This is a genomic window from Spirosoma sp. KUDC1026, assembly GCF_013375035.1.
In the GTDB taxonomy this organism is placed as follows: domain Bacteria; phylum Bacteroidota; class Bacteroidia; order Cytophagales; family Spirosomataceae; genus Spirosoma.
Map to the genome: position 1 here is coordinate 4379093 of NZ_CP056032.1, position 26128 is coordinate 4405220.

Genomic DNA, 26128 nt, shown 5'->3' on the forward strand with positions numbered 1-26128 from the left:
CCGAATAGACTGGCTTTTTCTTCATATTGCCCCCCTATACTCGTTTAGCCCGCAGGCTTTATCCTTAATGACTGATACGTCACCAACACAAGCGACCAATCCATTTCAATCGTTCTGGTGGGCCGGTTACGAATGTACCGACCAACTCAACTGCTTCGGAAATCGGGTTGACTTTCTCCCCTTAACTGGTCATTTACAGCTGCTTCAGCAGGATTACCAAGACCTTGGCCCGTTTTCGATAAAAACGGTACGGGAAGGTATCCGCTGGAGCCAGATCGAAAAGACAGCTTACCAATACGACTGGTCGGTTGTCGAAACGATGCTGACTGAAGGCAAACGCCAGGGTATTCAGCAGGTTTGGGACTTGTGCCACTTCGGCTACCCCGACGATCTGACGCCCCTGCATCCGATGTTTGCCCGCCGATTTGCGGCCCTTTGCCGGGCGTTTGTTCGTTTCTACCGCGACCGTTATCCCGATGATACGTTAATCGTTACGCCCATCAACGAAGTAAGTTTTATTTCCTGGCTGGGCGGAGATGCCCGCGGTACGTCGCCGTATTGCACCAGACAGGGCTGGGAAGTGAAACGGGGACTGATGCGGGCCTATATTGAAGGTGTAGCCGCCATGCGTGAGATAGATCCCCGCGTTCGGATACTGACGACGGAGCCGCTGGTTCATATGGTTCCGCCAACGTTTGCCACCGAGAAGGAAATCATGGATGCCGCGATCGCCGATGAAAACCAGTTTCAGTCGGTCGATATGCTGGCGGGTTACATTTCTTCCGACTTGGGCGGCTCTCCCGATTACCTCGACATACTCGGTTTCAATTATTACTACAACAACCAGTGGGTCAATAAAACAGGTACGTTCCTGGGTTGGGCCGACGCCATTCCGGATCCGCGCTGGGTACCATTCCGGCAATTGCTGATGAAGGCGTACCGGCGGTACGAAAAACCTATTGTCCTGACGGAAACAAGTCACCCTGGCGTTGACCGTCCCGGCTGGATCGACATGATCGGGCGTGAGTGCGCGGCTGTGCTCCGGGAAGGCGTCCCACTCTGGGGGGTCTGTCTCTATCCTATCGTTGACCGACCAGATTGGGATCACCTGGACCGCTGGCACCATTCCGGACTTTGGGATGCCGATCTGAGTGTTAGTCCTCCGGGTCGTATCCTGGCCGAGCCTTACGCCCAATCGTTGCTGAAAGCCCAGCAAACAGTCACAGATGCACTAACAACCCCGGTTAAACCCGCCAGTGACCTACTGGTGCCGTAATAGCGAACCCTGCTTAAAAGGATACTGAATTGATGTTCATCAGTATACCGACTTAAGCAGGGTTTTTACCTGTTCAGCGTCTTCGAAATTAACCGTCGTCCTGTCCAGATACCGATCTATCTCCTTCTTCTTGCCACGCAGCAATCGGGTCAAACTGCGATACGATGCCCAGTACATTCGATCGTTATTATCGACAACGTACAGCAAGGACTTCTGGCGTATTACCTGGGCCGATGCATTATTCTGCCACATAAACTCGTTCCCCTGGCTCGCTATAAGCAGGCTGTTGGGTACCGTACTCGTTGAGTCGGTTTTGAGTTGTTGGCTGGATGCATTAGAGCCATTTCCGTAAACGAATACCTTTACAGCCCTGGCTAACCGAAGTTCCGGGTACGTCGCTATTATTTCCAGGTCATCATCTCCATCGCGTTTCCCAGGCAGGTATCGTTTGTCATCGATTAGTACGTGCCGGATAAAGATTTTGTTCGTCAGCTGAAGCGTATCGCCCTGATCGCTGATAAATACCAGCTTAGCCAGTGCACAGTTGTAGTTCATTCTGGCTCGTTGTCGGGACCCGTTGCGGAACGTAACGAGCCCATCGCGGAACGAACGATGCAGATAGACCGCTACAGGCTGGCTTTGACCGAAATTCAGTTCGCTTGTTGGCGGTTCCAGATAGAGCAGCAGGGGAAGTAAAAGAGTTTGCAGCATGAGGGTATGAATAGTATTAAACAGTAGTTCTTTAGAAAGATGCGCTGTCTGGCACCTGATACTCAGCGTTCTTTACTTAATTTCAGGCCGTCATTTCTTTATTGGCAGCATCATTTTCTCTCCGTGCTTTATGAAACTCTCCCCCTATTTACTAATTTTTCTACTGGTACCCACACTGCTGTTTGGCCAAAAACTAAAGCCGGGGTTCGACAAGGCCGAATACATTGAACTGATGCGCGTATTTGCCAAACAGGTTGATACCATTCCGGCCAATGTGATCCCCCCTCCGACCCGGTTCAAGTTCGTGTATCGGTCGCCCATTGTCGGGCTGGATAACCGGTGGGATCTGTGGACAAGCACTGACTCAGTAGCGATACTCAGTATCCGCGGAACAACGCTAAACCCTGTGGGCTGGCTGGAGAACTTTTACGCGGCCATGGTCCCCGCCAAAGGGCAGCTTACCCTGACGAACAACTACCAGTTCGACTATGAACTGGCGCAGAACCCAAGAGCTGCCGTGCACATCGGCTGGCTGATTGGTACGGCTTTTCTGACGCAGGATATTCTACCTAAACTCGATTCCTGCGTCAGAGCCGGTGTCAAAAACGTGTACGTACTGGGCCATAGTCAGGGGGGAGCTATTGCGTTTCTGCTTACCTCACACCTGAGGCAGCTGCAGCGAACCGGAAAAATTCCGGCTGGTGTTCAGTTTAAAACGTATTGTAGTGCGGCCCCCAAGCCTGGTAATCTGTACTATGCCTATGAATACGAAGCCCAGACGACCGGTGGCTGGGGCCTCAACGTCGTCAATGCTGCCGATTGGGTGCCTGAAACGCCCATTACGATTCAGACGCTGGACGATTTCAGCAATACGAACCCGTTTTCCAATCTGCCCGAAGCCCTGAAAAAGCAGAAGTTTCCCAAGAACCTGGCGCTGAAATACGTGTTCAATCAACTCTCGAAACCCGCCCGTAAAGCCCGGAACAATTACCAGAAGTACCTGGGCAAGTTTGCCGGACGTTACGTTAAAAATAACCTGAAGGAATATATTCCTCCAACCTTCTTCCAGTCCAGTCATTACGTCCGCACGGGTACGACCATCGTTCTGCTCGGCGACGAAACCTACTACCAGAAATTTCCCGACAGCAAAACAAACATTTTCGCCCACCATCTGCTAAGCCCGTACATATATCTGGCGGAGAAGATGAAGTAAAAAATGGAGAAAGAAGGAAATGGAGAATGGAACAAGAAATGCCAACCTCAGCCTTTACGGCAACTCAACCCCTTCTCCTTGTTCCCCCTTCTCCTTGTTCCCCCTCCTCCCTTTCCTCTTCTTTTATAAATATATCTCCACCATCTTCTTCCAATCCTCGACCTGGTGGGCGCGGCCCTGCCAGATGTGGAGTTCATGGGGAATACCTTTGGCACGCAGGCCCTCGCAGAGCTGAACGTTACTGTCCAGAAACGGGTCTTCGTTACCAATGGTCATGACAAACTCCAGTTTCCGAAGCTGGTCAAGCAGGTCCGGATCAGACAGATTGGGAAGAAAATGGTTGGGGCTGTTGTAGTAGATATCTTCGTCGTAATAATCGTCGAATAGACTTCTGAACTCGGCAATGGGCTCCGAGAGGGCGTACCGGCCGCTCAGGGCCACCACCTTACCAAACTGTTGCGGGTGACGCAACGCAATGTTCATCGCATGGTAGGCTCCCAGGCTACAGCCGTGTGAAATCAGAAAGGGATGGGGATTGAGCTGCTGCGACAGTGGAATTACTTCATTCAGTATATAGGCTTCGTACTGCTCATGCCGCCGGATGCGGTGATAAGGATGAATGTGCCGGTTGTAGATACTTTCGCGGTCGATGCTATCCACACAATAGAGCTGCAACCAGCCTTTTTCTATTTTTTCGGCCAACGTCTGCACCAGCCCAAAATCTTCGTATTCGTAGAACCGTCCCCGCCGGGTCGGGAAAACCAGGACTCTTGTTCCGGCATGTCCGAAAACAAGCAATTCCATATCCCGATCCAGATGCGGGCTGAACCATTTGTGATACGTACGCTGCATAAACAACTCACTTCATAACGTCAAACGAAGTTGGAACACAAAGGCATAAGCCGTACACAGGAGTGCGTAAAGAAATCATTAAAAAATGCGTATCTGGTCCTGAAGCGCCTTCTTCCAGACCAGATACCCTTCCGGGTTTAGGTGCAGTCCGTCGGCTTCAAACAGTTCCCGGCGGGGGCGTCCGTTGCCATCCAGCAGGGGTGCTGTCATGTCAATTGCCTGCCAGTCGGGATAATGGCTGATTTCTTGGCTGACAAATTTATTGGCCAGCCGAATGGACTCGGCCAGGCGCCAGCGGGCGGGGCTGATTTTGATGGTCAGGTAAGCAAGTGGAACACCCGGCAATCGCTGGCGCATCTGTTCGGCTAGGGCCCGAAAAAACAGGAATACTTCCTCCGGTAATCGACTGTCACCCAGATCATTATCACCAGCGTAAAAGACAACGGCTTTAGGATTAGCGGGCACGACTAGGCGCTCAAAAAACCAGGCGCAGGCGGCCAGTGTCGAGCCGCCAAAGCCCAGGTTTACGGTATTCTGTTCGGGAAAATCGGCGGCCAGGGTTTTCCAGAGCCGGATGGATGAACTTCCGTAAAAAACCACCCGATCATCAGCGGGCGGCAGTTGCTTTATCTTCGTTTCGAGTTGTTGAACTTCGTTATCGTACCAGTGCATACGGTATTTTGCGGGCGCGGTTTGTCTAATTCGTTACCTTATTAACCGGCGTATCGGGAACAGGTTTATTTTGCGCGGCAACATTTGTCATCCACCGGCGTATCAGATTGGCGAGGGGACGGAATTCGATCAGAAAGCCATCGTGCCCATACAGGGAATCAATCTCTTCGTAAACGGCGTCGGGAATATGACGGGCCAGGAACTGCTGCTCGGTGGGCGGGAACAGCAGATCCGAGCGGATACCCACCACCAGCGTCCGGGCTTTAATCTGACCCAGCGCGTTCAGGATACTGCCCCGGTTTCGCCCAACGTTGTGCGAATCCATCACCTTCGACAGCACCCAGTACGTAAAGGCATTGAATCGGTCGGCGATTTTTTCACCCTGATACCGCTGGTAACCGGCCGCTTTGAAGTCATCCAGTTGCTCATTGTTATCGAGTGCCTGCGTAAACCCGTACGTATCGTAGTTCCGGTAGGAGATCATCGCCATCGCCCGGGCCGCTTTCATGCCATTTGCACCGGCATCGTCGCGTTTTTCGCGCCAGGTCGGGTCGGCTTCGATAGCCATCCGCTGGGCTTCGTTGAAGGCGATACTCCAGGGTGAGGCAACGGCACTGCTGGCGATCAGGATCAGGTTGTCGATCAGACTGGGGTGCAGAATGGCCCACTCGGCCGCCTGCTCCCCGCCTACCGAGCCGCCAATGCAGGTCTGAATTTTTTCGATGCCTAGCTCCTGCCGCAGCAGATCCAGGGCGCCTACCATATCGCGGATGGTGACCGACGGGAAGTCATGGTAAAAGGGTTTGCCCGTCTCCGGATTATCTGACAGCGGCCCCGTTGAGCCGTAACAGGAACCCAGTACGTTGGCACAAACAATGAAATCGCGGGCCGGGTCGAAATATTTTCCGGTGCCGATCATGCCCCCCCACCAGTCATTCACGTTGGCGTTGCCCGTCAGGGCGTGACATACCCAAACGACATTGGAGCCATCGGCATTGAGCGTACCCTGTGTCGAATACGCCAGTCGGAAACCCGGCAGGTATTCACCAGATTCCAGGGGGAAACGATATTTATAGTCGAAATACGAAATATTCATAGTGGGTCTTTACCGGGCTACGCTGTTTACCCGCAAAAGAGGACTGAATAAAGGACTGGAAAGCGCTGAGCGTCAGTATCAATAAGCGAACAGACTGATGCGTAGGCAGATACCCCTCGACCACTCCCGGTGCTGGGGTGAGACGGGGTGCTAATAAGCCTCCGGGAACGGGTGTTGTCTGTTACAGCGCATGTGAATAACCGATTTATAGTCCCTAACAGTCCGCCGTCTCATCCGGGACGCAGCGGTTGCTTTAGGCAGGAGTTAGCACCTTGCCGTGTGGTAGGTTGCCAGCGATTCGCAGAGCCTGATCTCTCCTCGCTTCTTTATAAATCAATTGGCACCGGCAAAAGAAGACCGGCGCGCAGGAATTGACTTGATGCCGCAAGTATACTAGGCAAACGGCGCAGAACCAAACCCAGGGGCTATTTTCTCCCCGTTGGCTCAATCAAAAAAATGTTCCGTTGCTAACCACTTGCCAAGTGCCCGCGTTGTTTACCTTTGCAATAAGATCACATTACCATGAGCCAGCCTACCTACCGTTATAATCGTGAGAACGCCACTCGTATGGCAGGCACAACCTCGCTGAAAGACGCCATCGGGCAGTTGCTCAAAGCGTACCAACTCCAGACGCGCTTCAACGAAACGTATCTGGAAGCGTTCTGGGGACGTATCATGGGACAAAGCATTGCCTCCCGCACCAACCGGCTCTACGTCCGCGACCGGAAGCTGTTCATTGAGATAGCCTCCGCCCCCCTCCGCAACGAGCTCGTTAACGCCAAACAGAAACTGATTCAGCTCGTCAATAAAGACATGGGCACCGACGTCATCGACGACGTCGTGTTTATCTAGGAGATAAAAGACATAGGGTACGTAAAAAGAAAGACGAAAGCCAAAAGATACCGGTATCTCTTGGCTTTCGTCTTTCTTTAGTTTTGAAGCATTGGTACAGGTTGCGTTTTATGGTGTTCAAATTTGCGCTAGCTTACCGGCTGTTTTGAGTGCTGACCTGTATCTACCTGTCTGTTAACCCCTTGCCCGTGCTCATGTCAACAAGATCAGCTATCTTATCAGGCTTTATCGTTGCGAAATTCGTCCTGCAATACTTTCTTATTCTCCCAGACTACGATTTACACCGGGATGAGTATCTGCATCTCGATCAGGCGAATCATCTAGCATGGGGATACTTATCGGTCCCACCGGTTACGTCCTGGATTGCCCTATTCATCAGTGGGCTCGGCAGATCGGATCTGCTGGTTCGCTTTTTCCCGGCCCTCTTCGGCGCGTTGACAATCCTGGTAGTCTGGAAAACGGTAGAAACACTGAAAGGAGGTCTGTTTGCCTGCGTGCTGGCGGCTACATGTATTTTATTTTCTGTCCTGCTACGCCTGAATCAGTTGTTCCAGCCCAACTCGCTGGATGTGTTAGGCTGGACAACACTGTATTACGTAGCCATTAACTACATCCAGTCCACTGATAAACGATGGCTTTACGCCTTTGCGGTTGTTTTTGCGGTTGGCTTTCTGAATAAGTATAACCTTGTTTTCCTGCTGATTGGCTTTATTCCGGCTCTGCTGCTGACGCCACAGCGCGCACTCCTGGCAAACCGGCATGTGTATCTGGCTCTGCTGGTCGGCCTTCTGCTGATTTCACCTAATCTGATCTGGCAGTACCAGAACGACTTCCCCGTCTTTCATCACATGAAATTGCTGGCCAAAACCCAATTGGTCAATGTGAACCGGGCCGATTTTCTGAAAGAGCAGGTCTTATTTTTCATCAGCTCCCTGATCGTCATCGTTGCGGGCTTATACGGGCTCCTGTTTTACAAGCCCTTCCAGGCCTACCGCTCTTTCTTTTTTGCCTTTGTTTTTACGTTAGCCACCTTCACCTTTTTACGAGCCAAGGGCTACTACGCTATCGGCATCTATCCAATTTATGTGGCTTTCGGCGCGGTGTTTCTCTCGGTAATTATACAGACCAGATGGTTGAAGGTCGCTTTGTTGGTCGTTCCTCTGCTGCTGTTTATTCCGATATACAGGGTCGCTTTTCCGAATAAAACACCGCAGGAGATCGCCCGCAATGCCGAGCGTTACCAGAAACTGGGTCTTCTGCGCTGGGAAGACGGTAAGGACCATGAACTGCCCCAGGATTTTGCGGATATGCTCGGCTGGCGGGAACTGGCAGCCAAGGTTGATGCGGCTTACGTTCGTCTCGGCGATCCAAAGACAACCTTGGTTCTCTGCGATAATTACGGGCAGGCCGGAGCGATCAATTATTACTCGAAGCAGCACATCAACGCCGTTACGTTCAACGCTGATTACATCAACTGGTTTGAGCTTGACAAAAAGTACAGGCACCTCATCCGGGTCAAAGAATCCGCTGGACGAGCAACAGAAATAAACGAGACCGGGCCGTTATTCGCCACTGCCTACGTAGCAGATTCCATTACGAATCCACTAGCCCGGGAGCGTGGTACAACCATCTTTGTCTTTCAGCAGGCCAACGTTGATATCAACAGCCGACTTGCCAAAGAGATCGCCGAAGAACGCTGGTAACCTGGTTAGATGAGAGAGGTTAGACGAAAGATGAAAAGACAAAAGACCAATGCTGGTATCTATCGTCTTATATCTAACATCTTCTTTCATCTTACATATCTTGTCTTACGTCTCCCCTCAAAACTGAATCATCAGGGTTTTGCGCTCTTCCTGCATAGTGATGGGTTCGGGTAGAAAGGTGGCGTTTAGCCCCTGCCGTTTGCACATTGCCAGCCACTCCCGCTCAGGTATAACCAGGAAGCCGTTCTCTTTCCGAATAGTGTAGTATGAGGAGAACCGAAGCCTGAACAGCAGCTTCAGCATCATCAGCAATTGCCCCTGTCGAAGCGATTTTCCCAGAATACTGACAATGTCACCCAGCATTCCTTCCGCCACGATCAGGTCGCAGATCAGCGCTTTGGCCCCTGGAGCCGCTACCTTCTTGATCTGGGCCAGCAGTTGTTCCACTTCAGCCGCGTTACGGTAGTATTGCACTACGCTCATGACGATGATCACATCAAACTTCTTTCCGTCAATAACCGAAAAGTTCAGGTAGTCGTCAGCATCCAGATCGTGGAAACGGACGTTCGGGTGGGCAGCGTGTTTGGCGCGGGCAATTTCGTTATACCGCTTCGAGATGTCAATCCCATCAATTTCGGCCACCCGGTCATGCCAGGCGTCTTCCAGATTAGCCGGACCGGAGCCGATGTCCAGTACCCGCCGTGTTTTCGACAGCGGGACGTACTGCTCAACTCGCGCCAGGAAGTAATTATAGTTGGCAGTCATCGAGTCGTCGAACTCGTTTTCCTGCTGCCAGAAATCAAGCCAGGTTTCGGCCATATTGTTACAGAAGAAGGGAGGACAAAGGTAACGACAGCTTTTTTGTTTTCGACAGGATTAGTGCCGCGGCCCGGCAGTCGCCGGGTCGATAAAGGTTCATGGACAGGATTAATAGGAAAGGTTAAAATCCTGTAATCCTGTCCATGAACCTTTATCCGTTAACCAGCTGATTGTCTGCCAGTACGGTATCTTTTGCGCTCATGGGCTGGTGCATCAGGTAGATCACCCGGAACCAGATCAGCACGCAGGGCAGCGCTTTCAGCACGTACGGCTTCACGATTTCGTCGCGCAGGTACCGTGGAAAAAGATCGCTCGGCGACATGACCGTCAGGATAAAGCAACTGATCAGCAGTGTTTTATCGAACCAGGTTTTAGGTGAGCAGAACCACCAGAACATCACACCCGTCACGGCCGTAATGTAGGTTGGCGACTCGGCCACGGGGTTAAAAATTACCTGGAAAATCAGGATCGACGCAATCATCAGCAGCCGAAACTGACGTAGCTCAAACTTCTTAACATGCACGTACACCGTGCAGAATAGCACCACGCCCAGCCCGATAATAACCGACGAGGCAATGTCCGGCGAAATAAACAGGTGGATCAGCCGGTGGATGGACGTATTGGCCCATTTATCCCCGTCGGACTTAATGAACAGTTGTCTCACCCACATTTCGTACTGCCAGTAAAGCCGGTCGAACGAGGTGTACAGAACCGGCAGCACCGCCAGCAAAATACCCCAAACAACCATATAGGCCAGGAAGCGACCTTTCTGCGGATAGAGCAGAAACAGGGCAGCCGCTACCAGACTGTAAATCTTGACGTTGAAACCCAGCATGATAAAGAAAGCCGCCCAGAAATACTGCTTTTTCTCGAAGCACAGAAAAGCAAACAGCGGAATAGCCGCGATCAGCGGATTCGTCTGGCTGTTGGCAATGGACGTAAACAGCTCGTGCAGCGAAAACCAGTAGGCAAACACCTTTTGCTGGTGGGTCAGCGGCATTCGGTAAATGGCGTACACCCAGACGCCCGTGAACAGAAAATGCCATAGAAACAGACCAACCGAGTACGGCAGCAGGAAAACCGGGGAGAAAAAAGCCGCAAACGTTGGTGCGTAGTGGTAATGGTCTTCGTACTGCGCCGGGTATACATTGTACAGGCTCAGCCCGTTGATGAGGTGTTCCAGCGAAAAATAAAAGATCCGGTAATTATTAGCGTCGTGGACGAACACGGTCCGGATACTGATCAGCAACGCAGCCAGGGCGTAGACGGTGAAAATAAACCGAAAATCGCTGAAGATCGGCTTCTTGAAAAAAGTCAGCATGAAATAGAATGGCAAGCAAAACAACAGACGACGGGTAGTAGCTGACTAGTCAGGGAGCTGCTGCACAAAATCGTGCATGGTTGTGAACTCCCCCCTGGGTTTGAGATAACGCAGCAGCGTTTCCACGCGATCCAGCAATGCGTCTTTCGAATGCCGACGCACGTAGGTGGGGATTTTTTCGTACCCCGACAGGTCCGTGAACTCCCAGGGATGCACGTACAGGTTCAGAAAACCGTCGCTTTTCAGCGTCTGGCGACAAAGCTGTTTATAATACGCAAACGGAAAATTTTTCAGGCTCAGCCAGAACAACGGCAGGCGTAGCATAGGCGTCACCGAAGCCGGTACCTGCCAGACGCCTGATTCGCGAAAGGGATGTCGGGATTCGCCCCAGTGGTTGTAGCGACCGGGTAACCAGGTTGGATGCAGGGACGAATTATACTGGTAACCCGCCTGCTGTACATCGTTTGGATCGACAAACCCCATGCGTGCCCGCCGGAAGCCCGTCACGGGTTTTCCCAGCAGTTTTTCTAAAGCCAGCCGGGATTTAAGCAGATCTTCTGGCTCAAAGGTGGTATGATAATAGCCGTGCGACGCGATTTCGTGCGTTTTGGCCAGCGACCGGATCAGTTCCGGCTCGTGCAGGGCGTAATTGGCCGTCGTGAACATTGTTGTTGGCGTCCCAACAGCCGCAAAACGCTCGGCCAGCAAGGTTAATCCCCGAGTTGAGACGGCTACCTGTTCATCCAACGGGATGTTGTGGCCGAACTCAACGGCGGTATCAAATTCTTCTACGTCAACGGTGAATAAAATTCGTTGGCTGGGTTTTCCCATGTTGTTACGGTCTCCTCAATCTCGTCCGTGTCGCCAATGATGTAGGCGGGGCGTTGTTTTACCTCGACGAACGTTTTCCCCAAATATACACCAATGATGCCGATCATGATGAATTGTACCCCACCAATCAGCACACTGAGTAAGACCAGCGAGGTCCAGCCTGATACAGTCGCGTCGGTAAAGTACTTTTCGTACACCACCTCAAGCCCGAACAACGTAGCGAACAGTGACATGATAAAGCCTAGCAGCACCGACAGATAGAGGGGCCGGGTCGAGAAGGACGTAATACCCATAGCCGCCAGCTTCAGCATCTTGCTCAGCGAATATTTGGAATGGCCAGCGTAGCGGGCGGCTGGTTCGTAAAGAATCCGGCACTGCCTGAACCCAACCCAGGAAATGGCCCCCCGCAGGAACAGATCGTTTTCCTTAAACTGCTTAAGCGTATCAACCACCTTCCGGTCGAGGAGCCGGAAATCGGCAGCACCATCTTCGAGATGCAAGTTGGACACCCGGCGGAGCAGGCGATAAAAATACTTAGACGTCAGTCGTTTATGCCAGGCAAGCCGGGGGTCTTCCTGACGTACCGTGTAGACAACATCGTAGCCTTCGCGCCATTTATCAATCAGGGTCGGAATCAGTTCGGGCGGGTGCTGCAGATCAGCGTCCAGACAGATGACTGCGTCGCCCCGGGCGTGGTCATAACCGGCCCGAAGGGCCATCTGATGACCGAAATTTCGCGAGAACGAAATGAAGCGTACTTCTTCGTATTCCTGGCTCAACTGCCTCAGCACATAACGAGTCTGGTCACTGCTGCCATCATCGACAATAAGAATTTCAAAATTACCGTACGGTTTCATCACCGCCCGGACGCGATGAACTAAAACAGGTAAATTTTCCTCTTCGTTATAGGCCGGTACAATCAAGCTGATCATACCTTTTTTACGGGTCATATCGGGCATTACATCATAGAAATATCATGCAATCTAAGTACAATTACTTATACTCTCAAAGAGTATTCAGATTATAAATAGATTAAGTGAAACCGTCTGTATACTAACCCACAAAAAACTGCTTTGTTGTGAAATCGCAGCCTCTACACATCTCTGTCGATACGAAACGAATTCAACAGGAAGCCCAGCGCCCCGATCTTGGTTTTGGCACCAAGATTACCGGTTCGCAGGTTCGACTGCTCAATCAGGATGGGAGTTTCAACGTTAAACGAGTCAACGAATCGTTCTGGAACCGAATTAACCTCTACAACCGGCTCATTGTCATGAGCTGGAGCCAGTTTCTGGGCTGGGTGTTCGTGTTCTATATGCTGTCCAATCTGCTGTTCGCGGGTATCTATCTTCTGTGTGGGGCCGATAGTCTCGCCAGTGCGAACGATGCTATATTTCATGGTCCTTTCTGGAAAGCGTTCTTTTTTAGCGCCCAGACCCTGACCACGGTTGGTTACGGACACATTACGCCCAATACGTTCCTGACCAGCTCCATTGCGGCCTTCGAGTCGATGGTGGGCCTGCTGTCGTTTGCGCTGGCAACGGGTTTACTGTACGGACGTTTTTCGCGCCCTAAAGCACACATCAATTTTTCCAGTCACTCAGTCATTGCGCCTTACCTGGATGCCAACGGCTGGATGTTCCGAATCGTTAACGCGCGCTCCACCCAGTTGATCGATCTGCAGATTGAAGTTTCACTGTCACGGCTCGAGCAGCAGCCCGACGGTACGCGCTACCGGCGGTATCACCGGCTTAAACTGGAGCGGGACATGGTCGCGTTCTTCCCCACCAACTGGACCCTCGTTCATGCCATCACGGAAGATAGTCCGCTGTATGGCAGTACCCCCGAAACGCTGGCCGACTCCGAGACGGAGTTTCTAATTTTATTCCGGGCGCTGGACGATGCCTTTTCGCAGATGGTTCACGTTCGATTCTCGTACCGGGCGGGCGAAATTCGCTGGGGACACAAATTCCGCCCGATGTTCGACACGGGTCATACCGGCCAGGTTACGGTCGATCTGCACCAGCTTGACGATACGGACCCCGCCCCTCTCAACTGATCAGCTCTCCTGTTAGCCTCTGATTAAATGTCTGTTAAAATGCTCACACAAGTGTTTAAACAAAACTCGTTTAAACAACTATTGGTTATACATTTGCGCACCCAGTTAGTCATTCCATGAGCAAAACGTACCGTAACGAATACCACCGCCTGATTGGCAACCTGCACCAGACTGACGGATACATCTTCAATTATTTTGGTCAGAAACTGGCTCCCTTTGATCTCTCGGTGCAGCAATACGTGGTGTTGCGCCTGCTGGCCGGGGTTTACCCCGACAGTTTATCGGCGGGGGAAGTGAAAGAACGGATGACCGAGCTAAACTCCGATGTAACCCGCCTGACGGATCGGCTGGTCAGCAAAAACCTGATTATTCGGGAGGTCGACCCGCAGAACCGCCGACGGGTGAATCTGCGTCTGACGACCGAATCGAAGAAGTTTATCGATAAGGTAGCCGCCGATTTTAATGATTTTGAATCAATTGTCAGTCACCTGACTGACGACGAAGTACACACGCTGAATACACTCCTGGATAAAATTAGAAATCGATAAAATGAAAACGCACGTGATTGGGGCTGGTCTCTGGCTTTTGCTGCTGGGCGGAGTAACTGCCCAGCCTGCCCCGGCGGTCCTGCCGCTTGACAAAGCCATCCAGACCGCCCTGCAAAATAATAAAGGCATCAAACTGGCCGATACGCGAACCCAGGCCGCCGAAGCCCGGTCGCAGGAAGCCAAAGACCGGAGTCTGCCCCAGGCTAATGCCTCGCTGGCTTATTCGCGCTACAGCCTGACGGGCCCGTTCTCGATCAAAGGTCCCGATGGCAATGCGCTCTTCGGCATTCCGGCGGGAGCCTTCAACGCAACCATCGGTGGCGTTACGGTCAGCAAGGAAGTATTTGGCGGCTTTGCGGAGAAATCAGCCGAAAAATCGGCAGAACTACTTGCCAAAGCCAGTCATTTGGATGCGCAGCGTAATCGCTCGGAACTGGTTTATACCGTAACCGACGCGTATTATAACCTTGTTAAACTGATCAAATCGGCCGGGGTAATTGAGCAGAATATCCGCCAGTTCGATGAGCGGGAACGCGAAGCCCGAAATCTGGAAAAAGAAGGTATCGTTACGGCCAACGAAGTCCTGAAGATCCAGTTGCAGAAAAACAACCTGCAACTCAGTCGACTACAGGTAGACAAGGCGCGACAAACGGCGTTCTACAATTTCAACCTGCTGATTGGCCTGCCCACCGATCAGGCCGTAGCCGTGGACACCACGCTGACCAACCCGAATACTGCGCTGGAATCGCTGGACAATTTTCTCGGCCGAGCCGTTCAGGCCCGTCCCGAACTCCAGGCGAACAGCCTACGGTTTCAGGCCTCCGGCGAACAGTTGCGTAACGTCAAAAGTACCATGTACCCGCATCTGGGCGTATCAGCTGGCTACAACTACATTAATCCATCGGCCCGCCTGCTTCCCGAAGCGCAGTCGTTCGTGAGTGCCTGGAACGTAGGTGCTGCCATTACGTATAACATTGGTTCGCTGTATAACCTGAAAGGCCGGCTGCACAGCGCCCAAACCGCCATCGACGAAACGGTCCTGCAGGGGCAGCAGATCAACGACCAGGTCCGGTCGGAAGTAGTGACCGCCTACAATAATTACCAGCTTGCCCTGGAACAGCAGAATGTGATCCGGACGGCTATCGATCAGGCCCGGGAAAACTACCGCCTGACGGAATCCCGGTTCCGCAACGGCCTGGTTGGTTCGACCGACCTGCTGGAAGCCGACAGTTTCCTGCTCCAAGCTCAGCTCAACGCCATCAACGCAACTGTTGACGCTCAACTCGCTTACCAACGCCTGCTAAAAGCAACGGGCACTAATCTGAATTAATCGCTCACAAGACAACCATGAATACCAAAACATTAATCCGCGTGGGGGGCGTTATCGTCCTGGTGGCTGCGCTCTTCTTTGGCTATACGGAGTTTCGTTACCTTCAGCGCTACGAAACAACCGACGACGCCCAGATCGACGGCGATGTCGATCCTGTTACGCCGAAAGTAGGCGGTTACGTAAAAGCAATTCGTTTCAAAGACAACCAGTTCGTTAAAGAGGGTGACACGTTGTTCGTTATCGACGATGCCGACTACCGCATCCGGGTAGCGCAGGCCGAAGCCGCGTTGCAGAGTGCTCAGGCCAGCGCTGGCGTAAGCCGTTTTCAGGTCAACGTAGCAGCGGCCACGATTCAAAGCTCGCAGGCTGGCGTACAAACCGCCCGCGATCAGGTGATTACGGCGCAGGCGAACGTAACGGCGGCTCAGGCGCGGGCACGTAAGGCCAGCCAGGATTTTGAGCGGTACAGCCGGCTGCTGGCCGAAAAAACAGTACCACAGCAGCAGTTCGACGCCGTTCAGGCGGAGCGCGACGCGGCCCAGGCGCAACTGCAGGCCGCTCAGGCTCAGCTCCGTACTGCTCAGTCGCAGGTAAGTGCAGCCGGTACGCAAACGGGCATAACCAACTCCCAGCGTCAGGCAACGCAGGGTCAGATCTCGGTGGCTCAGGCCGCCATCAAACAACGGCAGACAGACCTGGACCTGGCCAACCTTCAGCTTTCGTACACCATCGTACGCGCTCCGGCTTCGGGTATCGTCTCAAGACGGGCGGTTCAGGTAGGCCAGCTTATCCAGCCCGGTCAGGCCCTGTGCTCTGTCGTGGGTAATACGCACCTCTGGGTAACGGCTAACTTCAAAGAAACGCAGTTGAAAGAGATGCAACCGGGTCAGGCCGTTAACATCGAGGTTGATGCCTTTGGCGACGAAAAAATACTGGGCCACGTCGGCTCCTTTGCCGGGGCTACGGGGGCTAAATTCTCGCTGCTGCCGCCCGACAACGCGACAGGTAACTACGTAAAAGTAGTACAACGCATTCCGGTACGGATCGAGCTGGAAAAGAACAGCCCGCTCTACGCTAAACTACGTCCCGGCATGAGCGTAACGGTCGCCGTGGACCTTCAATCAACCGAAAAATAATGAAGTTAGGCTTCGATAAATGGGTGGTTGTGCTCACCGTGACCACAGCCGCCCTGCTGCAAACCATCGACTCGTCGATCGTGAACGTAACGCTGAACCAGATGATGGGTAACCTGGGGGCCTCCCTGGGCGACATCAGCTGGGTCGTTACGGGCTACGCGGCCGCCAGTGCCGTCATGATCACGATGTCAGGCTGGCTGAGCGCCAAACTCGGTCGCCGGAATTACTTCGCGGCTTCCATTATTCTGTTCACGATCTCATCCATCTTTTGTGGTACGTCCACCAATGTCTGGGAGCTGGTGTTCTTCCGGGTGGTGCAGGGTATTGGTGGCGGTGGTCTCTTAACCACCGCCCAGTCGATCCTGATCCAGACTTTTCCCAAAGAAGATATTGGTATTGCCAACGCCATTTTCGGGATGGGGGTTATCATCGGGCCATCGATCGGCCCGACGCTGGGTGGTTATATCACCGACAACCTGTCGTGGAACTGGGTGTTCTACATCAACATTCCGTTCGGCATCCTGGCAACGATCTTAACGTACCTGTATATCAAGGAACCCGCCGAAAAAATTGCGGCCGGGAAGATGGACTGGCTCGCGCTGGTCATGCTGATCGTCGGTATTGGCGGTCTGCAGATCATCCTGGAGAAAGGCGAAGAAAAAGACTGGTTCGATTCGAGTTTCATTACGATCATGACCAGTGCCGCCGTGATCTGCCTCATCGGTTTCATCTGGCGCCAGCTGACGGTCTCTCAGCCCATTCTCGACCTGCGCCTGATGCGGCAGCGACGCTTTGCGGTGGGTACGCTGTTCAACTTCATCCTGGGCTTCGGTCTGTTTGCGTCGGTTTTCCTGATTCCTGTTTTCTGCCAGACGATTCTGGGTTTCACGGCGAGTCAAACGGGGCTGCTGCTAATGCCCGGTTCGATCGTAACGGGGATGATGATGCCAATCGTGGGGGGGTTACTCAAGAAAAACGTGATCTCGCCCATCTGGTACGCGGCTGCGGGTTTCCTGCTCTTCTTCGGTTTTAGCTTTGGTCTGTCGAACATTACGCCCGACGCGGGTCCGGATTACTTTTTCTGGCCGCTCGTTATCCGGGGAATCGGGATGGGGCTGATTTTCATCCCCCTGACGACCGTAACGCTGGCCGATCTGAATCCCGTAGAAATTCCGCAGGGGTCAGCCCTGTCGAACACGATCCGGCAGTTGGGCGGTACGTTCGGAACGGCCATCATGACGACCTACATCTCGACCCGCTCGGTGCTGCACATCTCGCGTTTGACGGATAACCTATCGGTCTACAACCCGATTTCGGTGGAGCGTATCCGCCAGTACACAGGACTGTTCCTGTCGAAGGGGGATGCGCTGGCCTCGGCCACGGCAAAGGCGTACCGGCTGCTGCAGGGCGGGGCCATTAAACAGGCCATGGTTATGACTTATGCCGATTCCTTCCTGATCATCGGTGGTTTCTTTTTGGTTTGTATTCCCCTGCTGCTGCTCTTTATCGGTAAGAAAATTGAAGCATCCGAGCATGCCGACATGGTGATGGAATAAGCGGTTTCGTTCGTCAGTCACGGCACTGGCTCATCCATCAGAGGAACGGGTACTGTTTCAGAGACAGCTACCCGTTCCTTTTTGTATGCTGGACATTCCTGTCCGAAACACGTTTCTTTGCAAATCGAAACCGTTTACCAATTTATGCTGATTCCTCCTTTTCTGCGCCCCGGCGATACGGTGGGCGTTGTCTCCCCGGCAAGCTGGTTCCCCTACGACGAGATAAGCGAAGGACTGCGTATTCTGCGTGAGGACTGGCAGTTAAACGTTATCGAAGGCCGGAGCCTGCAGGCCGTCGACGGACCGTTTGCCGGGAACGATGAGCTACGCCGACAGGATATCCAGCAACTGTTCGACGATCCGTCTGTGCGGGCGGTATTTGCCTCCCGGGGAGGCTACGGTTCCTACCGAATTGCCGATGGGCTTGATCTGACGGGTTTGCTGGCGCATCCCAAATGGCTGGTTGGTTTCAGTGACATAACTGTTCTGCTGAGTCTCCTGCAACGCCATGATCTGGTTAGTTTACATGGTATCATGCCCCGGCAGTTTGGTGTTCCCGAGCGGGCCGACTCGCTGGAATCACTGCGGCAGTGGCTATTTGGTGCTCCCCCTACCCAGTACATGACCCCGCCCCATCCACTTGACCGACCTGGTGAGAGCCAGGGACCGCTGATTGGCGGCAACCTGACACTGTTGATCAACTCACTGGGTACCCCTACTGACTTGGATTATACCGGCGCTATTCTGTTCATTGAAGACATTGACGAAACCCTGTTTTCGCTCGATCGGATGATGACCCAGTTGCGTCGGTCCGGGCGCCTGGCCGGGCTAGCGGGGCTGGTAGTTGGTCAGTTTACCGATATGCGCCCTAATTTGTCGCTGCCCTTCGGGAAAGACGCCAATCAGATCATCGCAGAAGCCGTAGCAGACTATACCTATCCGGTCCTCTTTGATTTTCCGGCGGGGCACGTTGATTATAACCTCACACTGCCCATCGGCTACGATGTTTCATTGTCTGTTACGTCGACAGGCGGCTCACTTAATTTTCCGAACTCATGAGCGCGTTCTCGGGTAAGGTGGTCTGGATCACCGGCGCTTCGTCGGGTATCGGCGAGGCCGTTGCGCTGGCAATGGCTCAGGCAGGGGCCCGGCTCGTGCTGTCGGCCCGGCGGGACGCTGAACTACGACGCGTAGCTACCCTGACCGGTCTGCCTAGCACCGCCGTACTGATCCTTCCCCTAGACATGACCGATCGGGCTAGTTTTCCCGAAAAAGCAGATGTGGTCTATCAGCGATTCGGCCAGATTGATTATTTATTTCTGAACGCGGGCATTACCCAGCGGGGGCCGGTGGCAGAAACCGATTTCTCGGTCTACGAACGGCTTATGGACGTTAACTTTTTCGGGGTTGTAGCGCTAACCAAAATCGTTCTCCCGCTGATGCTGGCTCGAAAAAGCGGACACATGGTCGTCACCAGCAGCGTAGCGGGCAAGTTGGGGACCAAAGAGCGGTCAGGTTACTGCGCCAGTAAACACGCGCTGCACGGTTTTTTCGATGCGCTCCGGGCCGAAACCTATGCGTCGGGAGTTCGGGTAACTTTGGTTTGCCCTGGTTACATTCGTACCCCTATCTCCCTCCATGCGCTCAACGCCCATGGAGAGTCCCACGGCAAAATGGACGAAAATCAGGAAAAAGGGATGCTACCAGAAACATTCGCCCATAAACTACTCCGGGCTGTCAGCCAAAACCGGGAAGAAGTATACATCGGTGGACTGGAAACCTACGGCATTTACCTGAAACGCTTCTTTCCCGGCTTATTATCGCGGATTGTTCGAAACCGGAGAAGTGAATAAAGCCGTAAAACGTATATACGTATGCGTTATAAAAACTAATTCATACAAACCTGTTCCCCTTCTACCCGGCGGGGTATTTATGGATAAGAACAGAGCTATGAATTTTTGCGGTGAGAGTCTCTACTAACTCTATTCAGTGACAAAATCCATACCAGCCCGGGCCTACTAGCCCGAACAGAAAGTCATTTAAGCGGTAAACAATCCAGCGCCTGCCTCACGGGTTCCTGTTTTTACAATGTCTTACCAGACAATCCTGTTCTTCTTTCCAGATAAACTATAAGGATTACCTGTTTATTGATTCTTTAGTTGGTCTACTCCATCCGTGAGATACAGGCGGCAAAAAAATCTCTTGGCTTCATTTAAACACCTACAAAAAATACCGGCCATATCAGGTAAATCAATCGGGATAAAAATTTATTTATCGACGAATGATGACATATCCATCGGCCTGATCAGAAACAACCCATTAGTAGGTGTAAAACACGACTGTCAGTTCAGCTGCTAGAACTGATAATGTCCATTTTTGGCAAAGAATAGCCATTAAAGAGGTAAGTATTAAGATTCTGCATCCAGAATCACAGTTTGGCCCAATATTTAATAAGCAAATTAAATATTAACTATATGGTCGTTTTGTATACTGATAAATCCATAACAGTTACAAAATTCTTTGATTTTTTGCTTTCCTGTAGATAACTACTTGTGATTTTTCAAAAGCATATTTACTTATTGGCGTAATATTTGTTTTTCGGTAGGCATGATAAACTTTTACAGCTCCGTTCATGCACGTTAACATTGTTCACTTTGCCAAGCGCCTTCTCTCCAGTGCGTTTGCTTACGTAGGGGTCTTGATCTGCCTGGCGGTCTCCGCATCCGGATTGCCAGGGCCAAGTTCCTCCCCCGGCGAGAAGCCAGTACTGGCCCGGATTTTCGGCGCTCTGAATAACCCGATTGATAAAAAGCCTGCTCCAACTCCTTTTATCAGTCCAACACTTAGCAGCGACCCCATCCGGTTTACAATTCGGGCCAATAAACAATCGATACGGCTGGGCGAATCCGTCGAACTGTCCATCCGGGCTGAACTCCTCAACATTAGCCCTACCCTGCTGTTCTCCCTGCCGGGTTCCAATGCGTATCGATTAAAACTTCTGCTGCCCGATGGTTTCGTGCAAACGAGTGGTGATTTTCAGGATTACGTTGGCGATCTGCTCACCTATCCTACCAATGCTGTTAAAACCTACCGTATCACGGGCTACTTTACCAAAGTAACGCCCGGCTCCACCTTCCGGTTGCTACGCAGTCATAGCCAGGCCGATGATCAGAGTCTCTATGTCGAGAAAGCAGCCGTTCGTTTGGACGTCGTCAATAAAAATGATCATAAGTTGGCTAACTTATCTGTTGGTAAAGAGCAATCGGCTTCAGGTCGGTCGTCTGTACCAACGACGGTGCTGCAGGTTATCCCCGAAACAAGCACTGGTGCGGCCCGCATGGCCACGCCCGATTATTGGGGTACGCTGGAATTTGCAAACTGCGATGTTATTGGCGGCTGGGTCGTTGATCTGAATGCCCCCCGCAAATCGTTATTCCTCGATATTTACATCAACGGTAACAAGGTTACGACCATCCTGGCGGATCAGGAGCGGCAGGACGTAACGGATTTCTATAAAATTGTCGGCTACAACCGCTATGGCTTCCGGTGGAATCTACCCGCTGAGTACAAGAATAACAAAGCGGTTTCTGTAGCGGTAAAAATTACGGAGGCTGGTATCGAACTAACCCAGAGCCCCAAGACCATTCAGCCCTGCGATGGCTCGGTATCACCCGCACCCGAAGCCAGTACCTGCGATTTTACGATTTCTACCACCCCATTAACGGTAAGCTGCGGTAGTTCATTTACGCTACGGGCTAACTGCACCGGTGCCAACTGCGACAAGGTTACGTACACCTGGTCGGGTAATGGCTTGAGCCAGACGGGTCAGTCGGCAACAGCTACGGCCCCAAGAAGCAACACGACCCTCACGTATACAGTAGTGGCATCGGCTACGGGCTGTACCAGCAAAACCGCCACCGTAAACGTTACGGTCAATGGCTGCACAACCATTGTTCCACCGGCCAACGCCGATTACCGGGGCTATCTGGATACGGCAAGCTGCGCCCTGCTGACGGGTTGGGTCCTCGACCTGAACGCGATCAAACAATCGCAGTCAGTGGATATTTACATCAACGGCACCAAAGCTACGACGGTAGCCGCCGACCGTGCGCGACCCGACGTAGTCAAAGCATTCGGTCTGGCGGGCTTCGATAAGTACGGCTTCCGCTGGGCTATCCCAGATAGCTACCGGAAAAACGCGCCCCTGCTCATTTCGGCACGTCCGGCCAGCACGACGAAAGACCTGACCGACAGCCCACGGCAAACGGAGGTTTGTACCAGTTTGAACCCAACATCGCCTAAACCAGACTCCTGCGCGTTCACCGTATCCACAACCCCACTGAGCGTAAGCTGCGGCACTTCCTTCACCCTGCGGGCTAGCTGCGTGGGCGGCAACTGCGACCGGGTAACCTACCGCTGGACGGGTAACGGTATCGACAAGACCGGGCAGTCAGTTACGACGACAGCCTCCTCGGCCAATGGCCCGGTTACGTACACGGTTACAGCGACGGCTCCAGGCTGCTCCAGCCAACAGGCTACAGCAACGGTTACCGTAAGCGGCTGCAACGGAACAACACCCAAACCAGATTCCTGCGCCTTTACGCTATCAACTGCTCCGCTGAGCGTAAGCTGCGGCTCCTCGTTCTCGCTGCGTGCCAATTGTGTTGGTGCCAACTGCGACCGGGTAACCTACCGCTGGACCGGCAATGGCGTCAACCAGACGGGAGCCATCCTTACGTCGGTAGCCCCAAAAACAACGGGTACCCAAACCTACACAGTAACAGCCAGCGCTCCTGGCTGCGCGTCACAGACCACAACGGCCGCCGTCAGCGTAACGGGTTGTGTACCCAGCAATGCTAACTACCTGGGTTACCTGGATGTAGCCACCTGCACAACCGTTGCGGGCTGGATTCTTGACCTCAACAACATGGAGCAGGTTATTGATCTGGACATCTTTGTCAACGGGGTTAAAGCGGCCACTATTCCAGCCAACCAACTGCGTCAGGACGTAGCCGCTTCCTACCGAATCCAGAACAATATGTTTGGCTTCAACTGGACCATTCCGGATTCGTTCAAGCGGACGAAAGGAGCGTTGATTATTTCCGTTAAAATAGCAGGAACGAGCAAAGAACTCTCTAACAGCCCCCGCACAACTCCCGTCTGCGACGCGGTGGTAAGTAAAGATTCGTGCGATTTCAGCGTATCGACTGCACCGGCCACCGTTAACTGCGGCAGCCCGCTTGTGCTGTCCGCACTTTGTGCCGGTGCCGACTGCGGCCGGGTAGCCTATACCTGGGCCAGTAATGGTCTCACCGCAACGGGTCAGTCGGTTTCCATCGTAGCCCCTACATCCAACACAACGGTTGCCTACACGATAACGGCATCGGCGGCAGGCTGCGCCCCCAAAACCGCAACGGGTACTGTCAGCGTAACGGGCTGCACCACCACAACTCCTCCGGTTCCGGGTGTCTACCGGGGCTTCCTCGACATAGCGGATTGCGATGTTGTTACGGGCTGGATCTTCAACCAGAACGCAACCCAGCAATCGCAGCAGATCGATATCTACATTGACGGGCAGCGGGCGGCAACGATCACGGCTAACATTACCCGGCCGGACGTAGCCGCTGTTTATCAGACAGGCAGCTTCAACGCCTACGGCTACCGCTGGACGATTCCAAGCTCGTACAAGACGAACAAAGCACTCCGGATTTCAGTACGTCCCGCCGGAACCAGCCAGGAACTGACCAACAGCCCTCGCACAACTCCCGTCTGCGAAGGGGCAACGGTCATCCCGCCAACGCCCGAACCTCCAATCTCGGGAAGCTGTACGTTTGCCACAACGGCGCTGCCAATCAGCGTAAGCTGTGGCTCTTCGTTCACGCTGAAAGCAAACTGCACAGGTTCTGACTGCGACAAAGTCACGTTTACTTGGGTCTATAACGGCTCAACTAAAACTGGCCCGACCGTCTCGTTTATTGCCCCAACCGGCGATGGTGCAACGACCTATACGTTAACGACAACGGCAGCAGGCTTTACACCGCAAATCACAACGGGTACCGTAAGTGTTACGGGTTGCCCGTCGGCGGTCATTCCATCGCCCAACGCCGATTACCGCAGCCATGTGGATTACGGCAACTGCGAACTCGTATCGGGCTGGATTGTGAATGTTAACGAGAAGCAAAAGTCGCAGTACGTTGACATCTATATAAATGGCGCAAAAGCAGCCACGATCCAGGCTGACGGCAGCCGTCCGGATGTGGCCCTGATCTACCAGACAGGCAGTTTCAATGCCTTTGGTTTCCGCTGGACAGTTCCAAGTTCGTACAAGACCAACGCGACGATCAAAATCTCGGTCCGACCAGCCGGTACCACGACAGAACTGGCCAACAGCCCGCTGATTACGCCGATCTGTGCCGGTGTGGTAAATCCTCAGCCGGATTCCTGCGCCTGGAACGTAACGACCGATGGTGTCATTAACACGGCTACCTGTGGCGGCAGCGTTACACTGAAAGCCGCCTGCACGGGTACCAACTGCAGCAAATTAAGCTATGCCTGGTCGGGCAACGGCATTAGCCGGAGTGGTCAGACGGTTACGTTGAACGCACCATCCAGCAATGGCTCGTATACCTATACGGTAACGGCTTCGATGGCGGGCTGCGCCATCAAAACGGCAACGGTTGTCGTGAACGTGAGCGGCTGCGCCAATCAGACGGGCGATCCTTATCCGATCCTGAACAGCGCCTGGCCGGACGACAAACGTCCTGTGCTGAAAAATGATCGCCTACGGGTAGCCATTGATCTGGGTGTGGGCGCGGTTATCCGCGAAGTAACTGACCTTCAGGTTGGCGAGAACATGATCAACTGCATGGTAAAAGGCGATGGCAAACGTGATCCAGGTCGGGATGACCAGATCTCGCTCTACGCCCTGCCAAGCGATAGTCAGCACTGGACACAGAATGGCAAGCAGGTGCTGGACGACATTGGTTATAATCCAGTGCAGGGTGGTGACGTGGCCGGTAACTTCTCTCCTGTTCTGGGCTACGGCCGTACCGACAACATGCTGTACTCCAAAACCCGGAGTCTGCTCTGGGGTCTGAATAACGAGCTGGGCGACTACATCGTTGAGCAGTGGATTCGCCTGGATAACAACATCGTTCGCCGGCACGTACGCATCTCCGGCTCGCGCGCCGACCAGACCAAGTACGACGGTACGCGCCAGCAGGAGCTACCCTGTACGTACACGAACAGCGCTTACTACCAGTATTACGTTGTTCAGGGCGAAGCAAACACAAACGCTCCCTGGCTCAATGTCAACTCGATGCCGAACATTGCCGGTCCGGGCAAAAGCCTGAACCAGATAACGAATGGCTCTTATAATGGTCCGTTCAACGTTAACGCATCGGAACCCTGGATTGCGGCTATCAAACCCAGCATTGGTCGGGGGATTGCCCTGCACACCCCTTACTCGCACGAGTTCAAAGTGGGTATCTTCGGCGAAATGGGCTGGGGTCCTGCCGAATCGAGCAACGCGGGCTACATTGCCAACGGTATGTCGCTGGTGATGGACCCGAACGGGGTGTACGAGTTCGACATCAACATGGTGGCAGGTACGATTGACGAGATTAAGAACACGCTGAAAACGCTGCCGCAGTCCGAAACGAAACCAAACTATCGGTTTGCTGGCAATGCTACCCGTCACGGTTTCTACTATCGTAACGGATACGACCAAGGCTACCCAATCAGCGACGAGTTATCGATCACGCCAACCGACCGCCGGTTCCGGATCATCTCGCCACAGAAGGGCTACAAAGCGTCTGAATTCGGTGTCATCTACGTTCGCTTGCGGGCACAAACGTCCGAAACCCAGCTCGTTCTCGACTGGCGGAAAGTGGGCCAGAGCGAACTGGATGCGGCTGTAGCCGGTCAGCAGATCACGTTTAAAATCACGGGTGATAACCAGTACCGGACGATTGCGATCCCCGTTAATCTGCACTCGAAATGGAACGGTCAGATCAACGACTTCAGCATCCGCTACGCTAACCCAAGCGAAACGCTAACCAGCGGTCAGCAGATCGGTATCAAATGGATTTCAGCTACTAATCTGGGCGATCAATAATAGCAATGATTAACGCAGACGGGCTTCACTGTCCGTC

General features: G+C 53.0%; 20 protein-coding genes and 1 riboswitch. Of the genes, 12 read left to right on the forward strand and 8 right to left on the reverse strand.

Annotated elements, in window-relative coordinates:
* The first annotated feature begins 67 nt into the window (after positions 1 to 67).
* Positions 68 to 1276, forward strand: a complete 1209-nt coding sequence (locus tag HU175_RS18305; RefSeq protein WP_176567956.1) for an amine oxidase — start codon at positions 68 to 70, stop codon at positions 1274 to 1276.
* A 39-nt stretch (positions 1277 to 1315) separates the two neighbouring features.
* On the opposite strand, the gene HU175_RS18310 is transcribed toward HU175_RS18305, so the two are convergent.
* Positions 1316 to 1987, reverse strand: coding sequence for a hypothetical protein (locus HU175_RS18310; protein ID WP_176567957.1), 672 nt, complete (start codon positions 1985 to 1987; stop codon positions 1316 to 1318).
* A gap of 130 nt (positions 1988 to 2117) precedes the next feature.
* Here HU175_RS18310 and HU175_RS18315 point away from each other — a divergent pair, with 130 nt between their 5' ends.
* Positions 2118 to 3200, forward strand: coding sequence for a lipase family protein (locus HU175_RS18315; RefSeq protein WP_176567958.1), 1083 nt, complete (start codon positions 2118 to 2120; stop codon positions 3198 to 3200).
* Between the two features lie 123 nt (positions 3201 to 3323).
* Here HU175_RS18315 and HU175_RS18320 read toward each other — a convergent pair whose 3' ends face one another.
* The 3 genes from HU175_RS18320 to metX all read right to left on the reverse strand — a co-directional run bounded on the left by HU175_RS18320 (position 3324) and on the right by metX (position 5820).
* Positions 3324 to 4052 carry an esterase family protein gene (locus HU175_RS18320; RefSeq protein WP_176567959.1) on the reverse strand — a complete coding sequence of 243 codons (729 nt, stop codon included), beginning with the start codon at positions 4050 to 4052 and terminating at the stop codon, positions 3324 to 3326.
* Positions 4053 to 4130: 78 nt separating this feature from the next.
* Positions 4131 to 4724: a GDSL-type esterase/lipase family protein gene (locus HU175_RS18325; protein WP_176567960.1), complete on the reverse strand. Its 594-nt coding sequence runs from the start codon at positions 4722 to 4724 to the stop codon at positions 4131 to 4133.
* 25 nt (positions 4725 to 4749) lie between these two features.
* Positions 4750 to 5820: a homoserine O-acetyltransferase family protein gene (gene metX, locus HU175_RS18330; protein ID WP_176567961.1), complete on the reverse strand. Its 1071-nt coding sequence runs from the start codon at positions 5818 to 5820 to the stop codon at positions 4750 to 4752.
* 227 nt (positions 5821 to 6047) lie between these two features.
* A riboswitch (SAM riboswitch) is annotated at positions 6048 to 6155 on the reverse strand.
* A gap of 187 nt (positions 6156 to 6342) precedes the next feature.
* Between metX and HU175_RS18335 the strand changes: the two genes are divergently transcribed.
* Positions 6343 to 6672, forward strand: coding sequence for a DUF721 domain-containing protein (locus tag HU175_RS18335; RefSeq protein ID WP_176567962.1), 330 nt, complete (start codon positions 6343 to 6345; stop codon positions 6670 to 6672).
* A gap of 194 nt (positions 6673 to 6866) precedes the next feature.
* A complete protein-coding gene (locus HU175_RS18340) occupies positions 6867 to 8375 on the forward strand; it encodes a glycosyltransferase family 39 protein (protein WP_176567963.1) in 1509 nt (502 codons plus the stop codon).
* Positions 8376 to 8492: 117 nt separating this feature from the next.
* Here HU175_RS18340 and HU175_RS18345 read toward each other — a convergent pair whose 3' ends face one another.
* The 4 genes from HU175_RS18345 to HU175_RS18360 all read right to left on the reverse strand — a co-directional run bounded on the left by HU175_RS18345 (position 8493) and on the right by HU175_RS18360 (position 12296).
* The gene (locus HU175_RS18345; protein ID WP_176567964.1) at positions 8493 to 9194 is read right to left on the reverse strand and encodes a class I SAM-dependent methyltransferase; all 702 of its coding nucleotides are present in this window, start codon (positions 9192 to 9194) and stop codon (positions 8493 to 8495) included.
* A gap of 151 nt (positions 9195 to 9345) precedes the next feature.
* A complete protein-coding gene (locus HU175_RS18350) occupies positions 9346 to 10515 on the reverse strand; it encodes a glycosyltransferase family 87 protein (protein ID WP_176567965.1) in 1170 nt (389 codons plus the stop codon).
* 45 nt (positions 10516 to 10560) lie between these two features.
* Positions 10561 to 11346 carry a polysaccharide deacetylase family protein gene (locus HU175_RS18355; protein ID WP_176567966.1) on the reverse strand — a complete coding sequence of 262 codons (786 nt, stop codon included), beginning with the start codon at positions 11344 to 11346 and terminating at the stop codon, positions 10561 to 10563.
* Positions 11304 to 12296, reverse strand: coding sequence for a glycosyltransferase family 2 protein (locus HU175_RS18360; protein WP_176567967.1), 993 nt, complete (start codon positions 12294 to 12296; stop codon positions 11304 to 11306). Before HU175_RS18360 ends, HU175_RS18355 begins: the two co-directional genes overlap by 43 nt.
* A 128-nt stretch (positions 12297 to 12424) precedes the next feature.
* On the opposite strand from HU175_RS18360, the gene HU175_RS18365 reads away from it, so the two are divergent.
* The 8 genes from HU175_RS18365 (at position 12425) to HU175_RS18400 (ending at position 26091) form a co-directional block, all read left to right on the forward strand.
* The gene (locus tag HU175_RS18365; protein WP_176567968.1) at positions 12425 to 13405 is read left to right on the forward strand and encodes an ion channel; all 981 of its coding nucleotides are present in this window, start codon (positions 12425 to 12427) and stop codon (positions 13403 to 13405) included.
* 116 nt (positions 13406 to 13521) lie between these two features.
* A complete protein-coding gene (locus HU175_RS18370) occupies positions 13522 to 13953 on the forward strand; it encodes a MarR family winged helix-turn-helix transcriptional regulator (RefSeq protein ID WP_176567969.1) in 432 nt (143 codons plus the stop codon).
* A gap of 1 nt (position 13954) precedes the next feature.
* Positions 13955 to 15283 carry a TolC family protein gene (locus HU175_RS18375; protein ID WP_176567970.1) on the forward strand — a complete coding sequence of 443 codons (1329 nt, stop codon included), beginning with the start codon at positions 13955 to 13957 and terminating at the stop codon, positions 15281 to 15283.
* Between the two features lie 17 nt (positions 15284 to 15300).
* Positions 15301 to 16419, forward strand: coding sequence for an HlyD family secretion protein (locus HU175_RS18380; protein WP_176567971.1), 1119 nt, complete (start codon positions 15301 to 15303; stop codon positions 16417 to 16419).
* The gene (locus HU175_RS18385) at positions 16419 to 17975 is read left to right on the forward strand and encodes a DHA2 family efflux MFS transporter permease subunit (RefSeq protein WP_176567972.1); all 1557 of its coding nucleotides are present in this window, start codon (positions 16419 to 16421) and stop codon (positions 17973 to 17975) included. Before HU175_RS18380 ends, HU175_RS18385 begins: the two co-directional genes overlap by 1 nt.
* Positions 17976 to 18119: 144 nt before the next feature.
* Positions 18120 to 19034 (forward strand): LD-carboxypeptidase, encoded by a 915-nt coding sequence (locus tag HU175_RS18390; RefSeq protein WP_176567973.1) that lies wholly within the window; start codon positions 18120 to 18122, stop codon positions 19032 to 19034.
* Entirely contained in the window at positions 19031 to 19828 is a 798-nt protein-coding gene (locus HU175_RS18395; RefSeq protein ID WP_176567974.1) for an SDR family oxidoreductase, read from the forward strand. Before HU175_RS18390 ends, HU175_RS18395 begins: the two co-directional genes overlap by 4 nt.
* Before the next feature lie 779 nt (positions 19829 to 20607).
* Positions 20608 to 26091: a hypothetical protein gene (locus HU175_RS18400; protein ID WP_176567975.1), complete on the forward strand. Its 5484-nt coding sequence runs from the start codon at positions 20608 to 20610 to the stop codon at positions 26089 to 26091.
* Positions 26092 to 26128: the final 37 nt, after the last annotated feature.

Bases quoted from the DNA above. Each gene is read 5' to 3' on its own strand.
- HU175_RS18375 (WP_176567970.1), top strand. From the start codon at position 13,955: ATGAAAACGCACGTGATTGGGGCTGGTCTCTGGCTTTTGCTGCTGGGC.
- HU175_RS18380 (WP_176567971.1), top strand. From the start codon at position 15,301: ATGAATACCAAAACATTAATCCGCGTGGGGGGCGTTATCGTCCTGGTG.
- HU175_RS18370 (WP_176567969.1), top strand. From the start codon at position 13,522: ATGAGCAAAACGTACCGTAACGAATACCACCGCCTGATTGGCAACCTG.
- HU175_RS18320 (WP_176567959.1), bottom strand. From the start codon at position 4,052: ATGCAGCGTACGTATCACAAATGGTTCAGCCCGCATCTGGATCGGGAT.
- HU175_RS18360 (WP_176567967.1), bottom strand. From the start codon at position 12,296: ATGACCCGTAAAAAAGGTATGATCAGCTTGATTGTACCGGCCTATAAC.
- HU175_RS18310 (WP_176567957.1), bottom strand. From the start codon at position 1,987: ATGCTGCAAACTCTTTTACTTCCCCTGCTGCTCTATCTGGAACCGCCA.
- metX (WP_176567961.1), bottom strand. From the start codon at position 5,820: ATGAATATTTCGTATTTCGACTATAAATATCGTTTCCCCCTGGAATCT.
- HU175_RS18315 (WP_176567958.1), top strand. From the start codon at position 2,118: ATGAAACTCTCCCCCTATTTACTAATTTTTCTACTGGTACCCACACTG.
- HU175_RS18305 (WP_176567956.1), top strand. From the start codon at position 68: ATGACTGATACGTCACCAACACAAGCGACCAATCCATTTCAATCGTTC.
- HU175_RS18390 (WP_176567973.1), top strand. From the start codon at position 18,120: ATGCTGATTCCTCCTTTTCTGCGCCCCGGCGATACGGTGGGCGTTGTC.
- HU175_RS18345 (WP_176567964.1), bottom strand. From the start codon at position 9,194: ATGGCCGAAACCTGGCTTGATTTCTGGCAGCAGGAAAACGAGTTCGAC.
- HU175_RS18335 (WP_176567962.1), top strand. From the start codon at position 6,343: ATGAGCCAGCCTACCTACCGTTATAATCGTGAGAACGCCACTCGTATG.
- HU175_RS18400 (WP_176567975.1), top strand. From the start codon at position 20,608: ATGCACGTTAACATTGTTCACTTTGCCAAGCGCCTTCTCTCCAGTGCG.
- HU175_RS18325 (WP_176567960.1), bottom strand. From the start codon at position 4,724: ATGCACTGGTACGATAACGAAGTTCAACAACTCGAAACGAAGATAAAG.
- HU175_RS18340 (WP_176567963.1), top strand. From the start codon at position 6,867: ATGTCAACAAGATCAGCTATCTTATCAGGCTTTATCGTTGCGAAATTC.
- HU175_RS18355 (WP_176567966.1), bottom strand. From the start codon at position 11,346: ATGGGAAAACCCAGCCAACGAATTTTATTCACCGTTGACGTAGAAGAA.
- HU175_RS18395 (WP_176567974.1), top strand. From the start codon at position 19,031: ATGAGCGCGTTCTCGGGTAAGGTGGTCTGGATCACCGGCGCTTCGTCG.
- HU175_RS18385 (WP_176567972.1), top strand. From the start codon at position 16,419: ATGAAGTTAGGCTTCGATAAATGGGTGGTTGTGCTCACCGTGACCACA.
- HU175_RS18350 (WP_176567965.1), bottom strand. From the start codon at position 10,515: ATGCTGACTTTTTTCAAGAAGCCGATCTTCAGCGATTTTCGGTTTATT.